Genomic DNA, 13,408 nt, shown 5'->3' with positions numbered 1-13,408 from the left:
CCCGCGCCCTTCACGCCCGCCCCTCCCCGTCCGGCCCTTGCGCCGCCCGGCCCGGCCTCAACGTTCCGCTCAGGAGGCCTCCTCGCGAGGCCCGGCGGGCAGGGCCCCGGAAGGGGGAGGGCATGGCCATCATCGTCGGAACCGATTTCTCGGAGCATGCCCAGGAGGCGGTCCGCGCCGCGGCCGCCCTCGCGAGGAAGACGGGCATGCCGCTGGCGCTCGTGCACGTCGCGGAGCCCGGGATGCTCCGGCGGGACTGGTCCTCCGAGCGCGGCGGCGCCATCACCGACCTGGAGCAGCGGCTGGAAAACGAGGCCGCCGCGCTGCGCGGCGAGGGCCTGAGCGTGGAGCCGCGGGTGCTGCTGGGCATGCCGGACGAGGTGCTGGTCGCGCACGCCGAGCACCTGCGCGCGCGGTTGATCATCACGGCGGCCCTGGGCTGGCGGTCGGAGAAGCGCTGGCGGATGGGCAGCGTCCCGGCGCGCGTGGCGCAGGCCGCGCACTGCCCGTTCCTCATGGTCCGCCTGGCCGCGCCCTTCCTGGAGTGGTGCCAGGGCCAGCGCCCCCTGCGGGTCACCGTGGGGGACGACTTCTCCCGCAGCGCGGAGGTCGCGTTGCGCTGGCTCCCGGAGCTGCGCCGGGCGGGGCCCGTGGAGCTGACGGTCGCCCACGTCTACAACCCCGCCACGGAGTACGGGCGGCTCGGGCTGTACCGCGCGAGCCAGGGGCCGCCGGGCATCGAGTCCATCCTGGAGCGGGACCTGCGCGAGCGCCTCGAGCGCATCGGGGAGCCCCGGGCGGAGCTCCGGCTGGCCCTGGGGTACGGGAGCGTCGTGGAGCCGCTGGGCACGCTCGCGCGGGAGGCGAAGGCGGACCTGCTCCTGCTGGGCACCCACCAGCGCCGGGGGCTGCGGCGCATGCGGCACGGCTCGGTCTCGCTGCCCTCGCTCCAGGTCGCGCCGGTGGCGGCGGTCGCGTGCGTGCCGGTGGAAGGCCCGCGGGAGGCCGCGGTGCCCATGGAGGTCCCGTCCATCCGGCGCGTCCTCGTCTCGACGGACTTCTCGCCGCTGGCGAACCTGGCCATCCCCCACGCCCTGTCGCTGCTGCCCCGGGGCGGGGAGCTCATCCTGGCGCACGTCCTCGAGTCCCCCCTGCCCGTCGTCTACGCGGACTTCTGGCCCGCGGTGGCCCTGGGCGACGCGGGGGACGAGGCCGAGGTGCGGCGCGAGCTTGAGGCCCTCATCCCCCGCGAAGCGGACCGCCGGGGCATCACCGTCCGGGTGGAGCTGCTGTCGGGGGTCCACGCCGCGCAGTCGCTCTGCCAGGCGGCGGAGCGGTTCGGCGTGGACATCGTCTGCCTGGGCTCGCACGGCCGGACGGGCGTGTCCCGCGCGGTGCTCGGGTCCGTGGCCCAGGAGGTGGTGGCCCGGGGTCGCCGGCCGGTGCTGGTGGTCAAACACCCCGCGCTGCCATGACGGTGCCTCCATGCTGAAGCCCTTCGAGGTCTACGTGCAGGCCCGCTCGCTGGCGTGCTTCCAGCCGGGGCTCACGGGGGCGGAGTGGGCGGCGCTCCAGGCCAGCGCGGAGCAGGCCCGGGACCGGCTGGCGGGCCACACCTTCTGGAACGTGAACTCCACGGCCCGGGGCGGCGGCGTGGCGGAGATGCTGCCCCGGATGCTCGCCTACGCGCGCGGGGCGGGCGTGGACACGCGTTGGATGGTGGTGCAGGGCACGCCCGCCTTCTTCCGCATCACCAAGCGGCTGCACCACGCGCTGCACGGCTCGCGTGGAGACGGCTCGCCCCTGGGGCCCGCCGAGCGCGCCTGCTACGACGAGGTGCTCCGCGACAACGCGGAGGAGCTGCTCGTGCTGGTGCGGCCGGGGGACGTGGTGCTGCTGCACGACCCGCAGACCGCGGGGCTGGCCCCGACGCTGGCCGCGGCGGGCGCGCGCGTGGTCTGGCGCTGCCACATCGGCTGTGACACGCCCGAGGAGGAGGTGGCGCGGGCGTGGGCGTTCCTCGCGCCGGGGCTCACCGCCGCGCGGCTCGCCATCTTCTCCCGGGCCGCCTACGTGCCGCCGCTGCTCGCGGACCGCTCCGTCGTCATCCCGCCCTCCATCGACATCTTCGCGGTGAAGAACCAGCCCATGGCGCCGGAGGTCGCGAACGCCATCCTGGGCCACACCGGGCTCGTGGCGCTGGCGCCGGAGGCCCCCGAGCCCGTCTTCACCCGGACGGACGGCGTCCCCGCCCACGTGTCCCGGGGGGCGGACATCATCCGGCTGGCTCGCCGCCCGCCCCCGACGCACCGCTGGTGGTGCAGGTCTCCCGCTGGGACCCGTTGAAGGACCCGGCGGGGGTGCTGCGGGGCTTCGCCCTGCTCCTGCGCGAGTCGCCCTGCCTGCGCGGGGACCTGGTGCTGGCCGGGCCCTCGGTGACGTCCGTCGCGGATGATCCGGAGGCGGCGGCGACCATCGAGAACGTCACCGCCGTGTGGCGCGAGCAGCCGCGCTTCCTGCGCCAGCGCGTGCATCTGGCGAGCCTGCCCATGGTGGACCTGGAGGAGAACGCCGCCATCGTCAACGCGCTCCAGCGCCACGCGGCGGTGGTGGTGCAGAAGAGCCTGCGGGAGGGCTTCGGGCTCACCATCACGGAGGCCATGTGGAAGGCCCGCCCCGTGGTGGCCAGCGCGGTGGGCGGCCTCCAGGACCAGGTGCGCCACGAGGTGGACGGCCTGCTCGTGCGCGACCCCGGGGACCTGCCGGCGTTCGCCGCCTGCGTGCGAAGGCTGCTGGAGGATCCCGTCCTGGCGGCCCGCCTGGGGACCCAGGCCCACGAACACGTGCGCGTCCGCTTCACCGCCGTGCGCCACCTCTCCGACCTGGTGGCCCTGCTCGAACAGCTGGACGCGCGCGCGGAGCGAGGCCCCTGACGCGCGCGCGGGGCCAGGCTCCTTCCCTCAGGTGGCGCCCACGCTCCGCCCCGCCTCCGGACGCCGTGAGCGCAGCCACTTCTCCAGCCCCACGACGGGCAGCACGCAGGCGCCCACCAGCACCGACCGCGCGATGTCCCCCGGCGACAGCGGCGCGGAGCCGAAGAGGCGCTGGAAGAAGGGCACGTACATGAAGGCGGCCTGGAGCAGCACCAGCGCCGCGATGCCCAGGAAGACGGTGCGGTTGCTGGTGAAGCCCACCTCGCGCGTGGAGCCGGTCAGCGTGCGGCACAGCCACAGGTAGAAGATTTGAAAGCTGACCACGGTGTTGACGGCCATGGTGCGCGCCTCGGCCAGGACCTGGTCAGACGGGGCCGTGTGCGTGCCCCCCTGGCGCGCGAACTCCCAGAGGAACAGGCCGATGGCGCCCGCCGCCATCAGCACGGCGACGAGCCCGGTGCGCATCACCACGAAGCGGCTGAGGACGGGCGCGTCCGGCGCGCGGGGCGGGCGGCGCATGACGTGGCGCTCCTTCGCCTCGAAGGCCAGGGGCAGCGCCAGCGTGACGGTGGCCACCAGGTTGATCCACAAGAGCTGCGTGGGGCGCATGGCCAGCAGCGGTTCGCGCACGCCGCCGGCGTCCTGCAGGGGGAAGAAGGCCACGCCCAGCATGAGGATGAGGGCGAGCCCCAGGTTGGTGGGCAGCACGAAGGCGAGCGACTTGACGAGGTTGTCGTAGACGCGGCGGCCCTCCTCCACGGCCGCGACGATGGTGGCGAAGTTGTCGTCCGTCAGCACCAGGTCCGCGGCCTCGCGGGACACGGCCGTGCCGGTGATGCCCATGGCCACGCCGATGTCCGCCTGCTTGAGCGAGGGCGCGTCGTTGACGCCGTCGCCCGTCATGGCCACCACGTGCCCCTGCGCCTGGAGCGCGCGCACCAGCCGCAGCTTGTGCTCCGGGGCCAGGCGCGCGAACACGTCCGTGTCGTTCACCGCCCGGGCCAGCTCCGCGTCGCTCATGCTGGCCAGCCGCGCGCCGGTGAGGCCCGGGTGGGCCGGGGAGTGGATGCCCAGCTGGAGGCCAATGGCCTCCGCCGTGCCCAGGTGGTCACCGGTCATCATCTTCACGCGGATGCCGGCGGCGTGGCAGCCCTTCACGGAGGCCACGGCCTCCTCGCGGGGCGGGTCGATCATCCCCTGCAGGCCCAAGAGCGTGAAGCCGTCCTCCACGTCGTGGGGCCGCAGCGCGTCCGCCCGGGGCATGCCCTTGCGCGCGAAGGCGAGCACGCGCAGCCCCTGCCGCGCCATGCGCTCCACCTGCGTCAACACGGCGTCCCGGTCCGTCCCGGGCCCGCAGCGGCGCAGCACCACCTCCGGCGCGCCCTTGAGGAACAGCTCGCCGCGCGCCTCCGGGCCGTCCGCGTGGAGGGTGGCCATGTACTGGTGCTCGGACTCGAAGGGGATGGCGTCCAGGCGGGGATGGCGCTCGCGCAGCTCCGTCACGCCCAGGGCCGCCTTCTTCGCGGCGAAGAGCAGCGCGCCCTCCGTGGGGTCGCCCGTCATGCCCCAGTGGCCCTCGCGGGGCTGGAGGTCGGCCTCGTTGCAGAGCACGCCCGCGAGTAGCAGCGCGTGCACGTCCCCGGGCAGCTCCTCCACGGGGCGCCCGTTGCGCAGCAGCTGTCCCTGGGGCGTGTGGCCCACGCCGGTGAGCGCGTAGTGCCCGCGCCAGGTCCACAGCGCCTGCACGGTCATCTCGTTGCGGGTGAGGGTGCCCGTCTTGTCGGTGCAGATGACGGTGGTGCTGCCCAGGGTCTCCACGGCGGGCAGCTTGCGGATGACGGCGCGGCGGGCCGCCATGCGCTGCACGCCGATGGCCAGGGCGATGGTGACGATGGCGGGCAGGCCCTCCGGGATGGCGGCCACCGCCAGGGTGATGGCCACCAGCACGGCGTCGCTGAAGGCATAGCCCCGGAACATCCCCACCCCCAGGAGCACGGCGGACAGCACCACGATGCCGGCGGAGATGCCGCGGCCCAGCCGGGCCAGCTCGCGCGTGAGCGGCGTGCTCAGGTCCGCGGCCTGCTCCATGAGGTGGGAGATGCGGCCCAGCTCCGTGGCGCCGCCGGTGGCCACCACCACGGCGGTGGAGGTGCCGGACGTCACCAGCGTGCCGCCGAAGGCGAGGCTCGCCCGGTCTCCCAGCTCCGCGTCCCCGGCGACTGCCGCGACGTGCTTGCTGGACGGGACGGACTCCCCCGTGAGCGCGGCCTCCTCCACCTGGAAGTTGCGCGAGCGCAGGAGGCGCAGGTCCGCGGGCACGCGGTCGCCGGACGCGAGCTGCACGACGTCCCCGGGGACGAGCTCCGCGGCGGGCCGCGCCACGGGGTGCCCGTCGCGAAGCACGTGCGCGGTCTCCGGCACCATGTGGTTCAGGGCCTCGATGGCGCGGCCGGCGCGGTACTCCTGCACGAAGCCGATGAAGGTGTTGAGCACCACGACGGCGGCGACCACGAGCCCGTCCGTCACCTTGCCCAGCAGGATGGCCAGCCCCGCGGAGGCGATGAGGACCCAGATGAGCGGGCTGTCGAGCTGCCGCCACAGCAGCTTCCACGCGCTGTCCGGCCGCGAGCGCTCCAGCACGTTGGGCCCATGCCGCGCGAGCCGCTCCCGGGCCGCCTCCTCCGTCAGGCCTTGAGGGCCGCTGGACAGCCGCTCCAGCACGGCCTCCGGGGGCAGCGCATGCCAGGGGACGGGAGGCCCGCCGCCGGGACGGAGGTCCGCCTGCTTCCGGGGCTGTGAAGGTTCCTGCATGGCGTGCCTCCCACGGGAAGCTGGCCACGCACAGGGCCGCCCGTCATCGGGAGGCGAGCGGCCGGGCAGGGGGCACCTGCGCCGAGCCGCCGGTCCCGCCCCGGGGCCGTCACGCGCCACGGGCGGCTCGGCCTGGAGGGTTGCCGCTACTTGCTGTCGAGGACGAGGACGCCGTCCCAGTCCTCGGGAGGGGCGCCGCGAGCAGGGCCTCGCACCTGGCGGCGAACCGTCCCGAAGGCACATCCTCCGGCGAGGCGAGGAACGCGGCCCGGGCCTCGGCGAAGCGGCGGGCCCGGTAGAGCGCGAGCCCCTCGGCGAAGCGCTCGAGGTGCGGTGGCGGCGGAGTGCCCGCCGGGCCCACCAGCTCGAAGACGCGGACCGGCTGCTGCTTGCCCTTGACGCGCAGCAGGTCCAGCTCTCGCGCCAGCACCACGCCCCGGGCGGCGGCGAGGGTCTCCTCGGCCACCAGCGTGCGGGTGCCGTAGACCTTGGCCGCGCCCTCCAGGCGCGAGGCCAGGTTCACCGTGTCGCCGATGACGGTGTAGTCCTGGGCCGCGCTGGAGCCGATGTTGCCGGCCACGCCCTGCCCGGTGTTGATGCCGATGCGGCAGTCCAGCCGGGGCAGCCCTCGCGCCTCGAACCCGGGGGAGAGCCGCTCCACCACCGCCACCAGCTCCAGCGCGGTGAGGCACGCGCGCGCCGCGTGGTCCTCCAGCGGCAGCGGCGCGTTCCAGAAGCACATGATGGCGTCGCCGATGAACTTGTCGAGCGTCGCGCCGTGCTTCGTCAGCACGCCGGTGGCCTGCTCGAAGTAGGTGTTGAGGAGGGCGACGAGGTCCTCCGGGCTCATCTGCTCGCTCATGGAGGTGAAGCCCACCAGGTCGCTGAAGAGCACGGTGAGCATCTTCCGCTCGCCGCCCGGCGCGGCCTTCTCCGGGTGCTTGAGCAGCTCGTCCACCACCTGGGGTGCCAGGTAGCGCTTGAAGAGGCCCTTGATCTGATCCCGCTGCCGCAGGCCGCTGACCATCTCGTTGAAGGACTGCGCCACCCGGCCCACCTCGTCCGAGCCGCGCACGGGCACCTCCACGGTGAGGTCTCCCAGGCGCACGCGACCGGCCGCGGCCTCCAGCTGCACCAGCGGCGACGCCATGCTCCGCGCCATGAAGACGGCCGCCGCCAGCGCCAGCAGCGCCACGCCCACGGCGGTGGGGATGAGCCAGCGCTGGAAGCGCTGGAGGATGGGGTTGATCTCCGCGTCGAAGTCGCGCAGCACGAACACCTGGCCGATGGGGCTCCCGTCCACGCCGCTCAGCTCCGCCCCGCGCACGAGGTAGTGCGTGCCTTCGATGGACACGTCGTGGGCCTGTCCGGACCGCAGGCCGTCGCCGTCCAGGAGCGAGCCCACGGGGAGCTGCGAGGCCAGGGCCCCGTCCTCCGTGCGCACGACGAAGCGGGCGCGGGTGTCCCCCATGTGGGGCCCGGCGGCCCGGGGCGACAAGGGCTCCTCCAGCAGCACGTCCCGCACCCACTGTCCGGACAGCACCACGCCCACCTTGTCGTGCCGCGAGCCGTAGGCGGGCTGCGCATGGACGAGCAGGAGGTCCCCCTCCCGGAGCGCCTCGGGAGGAACGAAGACGAAGGGCAGGGCGCGCAGCCGCGCGGGAGACCAGAGCGCGCTGGTGGGACCGCGCTGGAGCGCCGCGGCGAGCAGGGGGAGGTCCACCGGGCCGTCACCCTGCTGCTCCGGCGCGGCGCGCGTGTAGACGAGCCGCCCGCTGGCGTTGAAGAAGGCCCAGGGCAGCGGGCCCTCGCGGCTCCAGCCGAAGGCCTCGGTGTCCGCCGAGTCGATGACCTCGCGGGCGCTGAGGATGCCGTCCGTCTCCGAGCTCGCGTCGCCCAGCCCCGCGTCGGCGTCGACGGAGTTCACCGACAGCGACATCTCCTTGAAGGAGCGGTCCAGCGTGCGCGCCTCGGCCACGTCGCGGATGCGCTCCTGGCTGGCGCGGGCGAGCTGCTTGAAGGCCTCCAGCGTCCGCTCCAGGTCACTGGCGATCTTCTCCTTCGCCGCCGCCTCCACGGCGAGGTTGGTGAGCAGCAGCGCGGTGACGAGCGCCGCGCCCGCGAGCGCCATGAAGGCGAGGATGAGCTTCTGGGTGAGCGTCACGGGGGCGACTCAGCGGCCGGGCTCGGTGTAGTCGGGGCGGGGGGTGTACTTCTTGCCGCGCTTGTCCAGGTGGGCGTCGTCGGGGCGCGTCTCCACGAGCGTCAGCGTGGCCTTGCTGGCGCGGCCCTCCTCCACGACGACCTCCGTGCGGGCGATGTCGCTCGTCTGGTCCCGCCGGTGCACCGCGAAGAGGGGGTAGCGCCCCGGGGGCACGCCGCGCAGCACGAAGCGCCCGTCTCCGTCCGTCACCGCGAAGGCGCGGTTGGGGACCACCACCAGCGTGGCCACCATCTGCTCGTGGATGTCGCAGTAGACGTCGATGATGCCCGTCTTCTTGAACGTCTCCACGTACTTCTCGCCGGGCCGGTTCTTGCCCGCGTCGAACTTGCGGGCCACCGAGCGCGAGAAGACGTTGTGCAGCACCACGTCCTTGTTCAGGAACTCCACCTTCTGCCCCGCGACGATGGGCAGCACGCCCGGGCTGAACGCCTTGTTGGCCTGGCTCATCAGGGCCACCTCGGCGGGCGGCTCCTCCGTGTAGCCGGTGAGGTAGACGACGACGCCGGAGCGGTCCGCCTTCGGGCGGGGCTCGCCGTCCGCGCCGATGACGGAGATGCGCACCTCGCCTTCGACACGGCCCGGCTCCGCCGACGCGAGCGGCGCGGCCACCAGGAGCGCCAGCAGCAGGGACTTCAGAGCGCGACTGCCCATATGAGCCTCGGCATGAAGCGGGGGGTTTCGGAGGACACGAACGTCAGGCCAACCAGGGTGCCGACCGTCACCCACATCCGGCCGAACGTCCACGCCAGGTTCGGCCCGACGAAGACATGCGGGGCCTGGCCCGAGCCCGTCACGTCGAACTCCCCGAAGGACTCGAGCGACAGCCGCAGCTCGTCCTCGATGACGGGGTAGGCCACGCCGACGGAGTAGGTCCCGAGCAGGCGGGCCGGCCCCGCGTCGCCGCGCAGCGCGGGGATGCCCACCTGCGCGCCCAGGTCGACCGTCGCCCGGAGGCCGCTCTCCCACTGGTACGAGCCGACGAGGTCCACGTCCACGCGCGAGGGGGCCGTCGTGTGGATGGCCTGGTGCCACACCGCGCGCACGAGCGGCTGGAAGGCGCGGTCGTCCCCCCGGGGGAAGAGCCGGTAGCGGAAGTCCGCCTCGAAGGACTCGAGCTGGGTGACGCTCCGCTGGGCGCGCACCTGGAAGGGGATGGCCAGCTCCAGGTGCTGGCTCAGCCCGAGCACGGGTCCCCACCATATCCAGTACACCGAGGGCCGCTGGGGCTCGCCGGGAGCGCGGCCGCGAACCCACAGCCACTGCTCGAGCTCGACGTCGCCCTTGGGGACGATTTCAGTGTCAAAGGTCCAGATGAAGGGACGGCGCCCTGCCTGCGCTGGAGCCGCCCACGTCAGCCCCAGGATGCATGCCACCGCGGTCACCCAGCGGGCTGTGCGCATTCGGCCTCCCCACCCCCGCCGCGGGGGTGTCCACCGGGTGGACTATCGCACAGTCTGGAAGGCGGCCTCTTGCCTGGAAGCACCCGGCGGCTTCCGGCGCTCCCCAGGGCGCCAAATGCCCTTTGAAATTCGGGGCGCCTTCCCGTAGTTTCCCCGGCGACTTCGAGGAGCGTTGCGAGGCCTTCCCGGCCCCAGGCTCGAAGCCGAATGACCCAACGGCGCTCACCTGTACGCGTTTCTTGCGAGGGTGAGGCGGCCTTTCTTTCCAGGGCCCGGCCGCTCCCTTGCCAGCACGGCGCGCCACCCTGGATCCGGAGCCACACCATGACCGCGGTTACCAAGCAGCAGAATCACGACTACGCCATCGCCGACCTCAAGCTCGCCAGCTGGGGCCGCAAGGAGATCCGCATCGCCGAGAGCGAGATGCCCGCGCTCATGGCGATCCGCGAGGAGTACGCGAAGCAGCAGCCGCTCAAGGGCGCGCGCGTCACGGGCTCCCTGCACATGACCATCCAGACGGCGGTGCTGGTGGAGACGCTCCAGGCGCTGGGCGCGCAGGTGCGCTGGGCGTCCTGCAACATCTTCTCCACCCAGGACCACGCGGCCGCCGCGCTGGTGGAGGCCGGCACCCCGGTGTTCGCGCACAAGGGCGAGTCCCTCAAGGAGTACTGGGACTTCACCCACCGCATCTTCGAGTTCGGCCCCGCCGGCAGCGACCACGAGGGTCCGAACATGATCCTCGACGACGGCGGTGACGCCACGCTGCTCATGCACCTGGGCAAGCGCGCGGAGAAGGACCTGTCCGTCATCACCAACCCCCAGAGCGAGGAGGAGACGGAGCTGTACGCCTCCATCAAGGCCAAGCTCGCGGAGGACGCGACCTGGTACTCGCGCAAGAGCGCGAAGATCATGGGCGTCACCGAGGAGACGACCACGGGCGTGCACCGCCTCCAGGAGATGTCCCAGAAGGGCACGCTCCTGTTCCGCGCCATCAACGTCAACGACAGCGTGACGAAGAGCAAGTTCGACAACCTCTACGGCTGCCGTGAGTCCCTGGTGGACGGCATCAAGCGCGCCACGGACGTGATGGTGGCCGGGAAGATCGCCGTCGTCGCGGGCTACGGCGACGTGGGCAAGGGCTCCGCGCAGGCCCTGCGCGCGCTGTCCGCCCAGGTGTGGGTGACCGAAATCGACCCCATCTGCGCGCTCCAGGCCGCGATGGAGGGCTACCGCGTCGTGACCATGGACTACGCCGCGGACAAGGCGGACATCTTCGTCACCGCCACGGGCAACAAGTCCGTCATCACCCATGAGCACATGGCCAAGATGAAGGACCAGGCCATCGTCTGCAACATCGGCCACTTCGACAATGAGATCGAGGTCGCCTCCCTGGAGAAGTACAAGTGGGAGGAGATCAAGCCCCAGGTCGACCACATCATCTTCCCGGACAACAAGCGCATCATCCTGCTGGCCAAGGGCCGTCTGGTGAACCTGGGCTGCGGCACCGGCCACCCCAGCTACGTGATGTCCAGCTCCTTCGCGAACCAGACCATCGCGCAGATCGAGCTGTACTCGCACAGCGACAAGTACCAGGTGGGCAAGGTGTACGTGCTGCCCAAGCACCTGGATGAGAAGGTCGCCCGCCTCCAGCTCAAGAAGCTCAACGCCCAGCTCACGGAGCTCACCCCGGAGCAGGCGCAGTACATCGGCGTGGAGAAGAGCGGCCCCTACAAGCAGGACACCTACCGCTACTAAGCGGCGCGTCCTGACCTGACACACCCGGGGCACCGTGGGCTTCAAGCCCGCGGTGCCCTTCGTGTCTTCAGAACAGCCGGTTGAGGCCGTTGAGCGCCGCCACGCGGTACGCCTCCGCCATGGTGGGGTAGTTGAACGTGGTGTTGATGAAGTAGTCGATGCCGTTGCCCGGCCAGTCCTGCGCCATGATGGCCTGGCCGATGTGGATGATTTCGGAGGCGTTGTCCCCGAAGCAGTGGATGCCCAGGATTTCGCGCGTCTCCCGGTGGAACAGCAGCTTCAGCATGCCCACGGTGCGGCCGGTAATCTGGGCTCTCGCCAGGCTCTTGAAGAAGGCGTGGCCCACTTCGTAGGGGACGCCCGCCGCGGTGAGCTCGCGCTCGGTGCGGCCCAGGCTGCTGATTTCGGGGCTGGTGTAGATGCCGGTGGGGATGTCCTTCACCAGCTTGTGCTCCGCCCGCCCCTCCACGATGTGCGTGGCGGCGAAGCGGCCCTGGTCATAGGAGGCGCTCGCCAGGGACGGGGCGCCCACCACGTCGCCCACCGCGTAGATGTGGGGCACGGACGTCTGGTAGCCGTCGTTGACCTGGATGCACCCGCGCGAGTCCACCGCGATGCCCAGCGCCTCCAGCCCCAGGTCCTGGCTGTTGCCGGACCGGCCGTTGGCCCAGAGGAAGACGTCCGCCTTCAGCCGCTTGCCGCTCTTCAGCTGCAGCACCACGCTGTCGTCGTGCGGCTCCACGGACACCATCTCCTCCTGGTGGCGGATGAGCACGCCCTGTTCCCGCAGGTGGTAGGAGAGGGCGTCGGAGATTTCGTCGTCCAGGAAGGACAGCAGCCGGTCGCGCGTGTTCACCAGGTCCACCTTCACGCCGAGCATCCGGAACATGGAGGCGTACTCGCAGCCGATGACGCCCGCGCCGTAGATGATCATCGACAGCGGGGACTCGCTCAGCTTGAGGATGGTGTCCGAGTCGAAGATGCGCGGGTGGCGGAAGTCCACGCCGGAAGGGTGGTAGGGGCGGGAGCCCGTGGCGATGACGAAGGCGTCCGCGTGGAGCAGCTCCACGGAGCCGCGCGGCTCGCTGACCTCCACGGTGTGGGCGTCCCGGAACTTCGCGCGGCCCACCACCAGCTCCACCCGGTTGCGCTCGTAGAAGGTGGTGCGCAGCTGCACCTGCTTGGAAACGACGCTGGTCGCCTTGCGCATCATCTCCTTGAAGGTGGTGTGCCGGGCCAGCTCCGCCCGCAGCTCCGGGTGGTCCAGCTGCACGTCCAACAGCCGCTGGATGGCGTGGCGCAGGGCCTTGGAGGGGATGGTGGCGGTGTGCGTGCAGGCGCCGCCCACCAGGGCCCCCTGCTCCACGGCGCACACCTTGCGGCCGGACTTCGCCGCCTTCATCGAAGCCCCTTCACCCCCCGGGCCGGAGCCGAGGACCACCACGTCGAACCGCCGAGCGCTCATGGGGCCGGAGTGTTCCCCCAACCCCGGCCCCGAGGGAAGAAATCACCCTGGCGCCGGGCACTGCTTCACACTTCATTGGGAGGCCCCAGGGGGGCTCGTCGTGTCACTCGCAGGTGGCGAGGAACTCCGCGCCGTGCTCCTGGCACCAGCGGCGGTACGTCTCCAGCCGGTCCGCGGGCGACACGCTCTTGAGCACCTGACCGTCGTCGCCGAGGTATTCGATGGCGCCCTTCACGGTGATGTGCAGGACGACGGGTTCGTCGCCCACGACCTGCCAGCTGTCGACGTTGCCGGGCGGTTCATGGACATACGTGCCCGGGCCAATCACCTCGCCGGTGTCGAGCAGCTGGCGACGCCCGGAGACGTTGAAGGCGTGCGACTCGCCGACGTGGCGGTGCCGGGGGATGAGGGTGCCGGGCTCCAGGCGGAAGAGGTACATCCAGCCGCTGCCGTCGCGGAAGAAGCGCAGCGGCTTGAACGCGAGCCCGGGCCGGCCCATGGGAACCCATGGCATGCGTTCGGAGTCGATGGGGTGGGAGGCGTAGGAGGAGTGGGTCATGGCGCAAGAGTGCCCCTCCGCTGGCCCGTTGAAGGGGCCAGGATTGCCGGATTCCATTGGGCCAATCCGTGGGAGGATGGGGCATGGACTTCCACGTGGAGCTCCAGGGCCGCCGGGACCTGGCCGGGCAGCTCTACCGGGGGCTGCGAGCCGCCATCCTCGACGGGCGCCTGCGGCGCGGGGAGCGGTTGCCGCCCACCCGCGAGCTGGCGCTGCGCCTGGACGTGGCGCGCAACACCGTGAGCGTGGCGTATGAATGGC

At 72.1% G+C, this 13,408-nt stretch carries 11 protein-coding genes and 1 riboswitch; of the genes, 5 read left to right on the top strand and 6 right to left on the bottom strand.

From position 1 onward, the window contains the following. Positions 1-122 precede the first annotated feature (122 nt). From ACLEQD_RS22840 to ACLEQD_RS22830, 3 genes are read left to right on the top strand one after another with little or no spacing between them, the layout of a single operon-like run. Positions 123-1,475, top strand: coding sequence for a universal stress protein (locus ACLEQD_RS22840; RefSeq protein WP_410386710.1), 1,353 nt, complete (start codon positions 123-125; stop codon positions 1,473-1,475). Between the two features lie 10 nt (positions 1,476-1,485). Then, entirely contained in the window at positions 1,486-2,346 is an 861-nt protein-coding gene (locus tag ACLEQD_RS22835; protein ID WP_410386708.1) for a hypothetical protein, read from the top strand. Beyond that, positions 2,316-2,933 carry a glycosyltransferase gene (locus tag ACLEQD_RS22830; protein WP_410386706.1) on the top strand — a complete coding sequence of 206 codons (618 nt, stop codon included), beginning with the start codon at positions 2,316-2,318 and terminating at the stop codon, positions 2,931-2,933. Before ACLEQD_RS22835 ends, ACLEQD_RS22830 begins: the two co-directional genes overlap by 31 nt. Positions 2,934-2,960: 27 nt before the next feature. On the opposite strand, the gene ACLEQD_RS22825 is transcribed toward ACLEQD_RS22830, so the two are convergent. From ACLEQD_RS22825 to ACLEQD_RS22810, 4 genes are all read right to left on the bottom strand, one after another. Further along, positions 2,961-5,744, bottom strand: coding sequence for a cation-translocating P-type ATPase (locus ACLEQD_RS22825; RefSeq protein ID WP_410386705.1), 2,784 nt, complete (start codon positions 5,742-5,744; stop codon positions 2,961-2,963). Positions 5,745-5,853: 109 nt separating this feature from the next. Then, positions 5,854-7,908: an adenylate/guanylate cyclase domain-containing protein gene (locus ACLEQD_RS22820; protein ID WP_410386704.1), complete on the bottom strand. Its 2,055-nt coding sequence runs from the start codon at positions 7,906-7,908 to the stop codon at positions 5,854-5,856. Positions 7,909-7,917: 9 nt separating this feature from the next. Further along, positions 7,918-8,619 (bottom strand): plastocyanin/azurin family copper-binding protein, encoded by a 702-nt coding sequence (locus ACLEQD_RS22815; protein ID WP_410386703.1) that lies wholly within the window; start codon positions 8,617-8,619, stop codon positions 7,918-7,920. Further along, positions 8,601-9,368 (bottom strand): hypothetical protein, encoded by a 768-nt coding sequence (locus tag ACLEQD_RS22810; protein ID WP_410386701.1) that lies wholly within the window; start codon positions 9,366-9,368, stop codon positions 8,601-8,603. The genes ACLEQD_RS22815 and ACLEQD_RS22810 overlap by 19 nt, the downstream gene beginning before the upstream one ends. 158 nt (positions 9,369-9,526) lie before the next feature. Then, a riboswitch (S-adenosyl-L-homocysteine riboswitch) is annotated at positions 9,527-9,599 on the top strand. A gap of 93 nt (positions 9,600-9,692) precedes the next feature. On the opposite strand from ACLEQD_RS22810, the gene ahcY reads away from it, so the two are divergent. Then, on the top strand, positions 9,693-11,123 hold the full coding sequence (gene ahcY / locus ACLEQD_RS22805) for an adenosylhomocysteinase (protein WP_410386700.1): 1,431 nt from the start codon (positions 9,693-9,695) through the stop codon (positions 11,121-11,123). Between the two features lie 67 nt (positions 11,124-11,190). Here the strand turns inward: ahcY and sthA are convergent, their stop codons facing one another. Beyond that, positions 11,191-12,588: a Si-specific NAD(P)(+) transhydrogenase gene (gene sthA / locus ACLEQD_RS22800; protein WP_410386699.1), complete on the bottom strand. Its 1,398-nt coding sequence runs from the start codon at positions 12,586-12,588 to the stop codon at positions 11,191-11,193. Positions 12,589-12,691: 103 nt separating this feature from the next. Further along, positions 12,692-13,147 carry a cupin domain-containing protein gene (locus tag ACLEQD_RS22795; protein ID WP_410386698.1) on the bottom strand — a complete coding sequence of 152 codons (456 nt, stop codon included), beginning with the start codon at positions 13,145-13,147 and terminating at the stop codon, positions 12,692-12,694. A gap of 83 nt (positions 13,148-13,230) precedes the next feature. Here ACLEQD_RS22795 and ACLEQD_RS22790 point away from each other — a divergent pair. Continuing rightward, positions 13,231-13,408, top strand: a 178-nt coding sequence (locus tag ACLEQD_RS22790) for a GntR family transcriptional regulator (RefSeq protein WP_410386712.1), incomplete at its 3' end; no start/stop codon positions are given.

The sequence above is a fragment of the Corallococcus sp. 4LFB genome (genome assembly GCF_046520365.1).
Taxonomy (GTDB): Bacteria; Myxococcota; Myxococcia; order Myxococcales; family Myxococcaceae; genus Corallococcus; species Corallococcus caeni.
The sequence above is the reverse complement of the archived record's forward strand: the minus strand, read 5'-3'. Positions and strand labels throughout refer to the sequence as shown.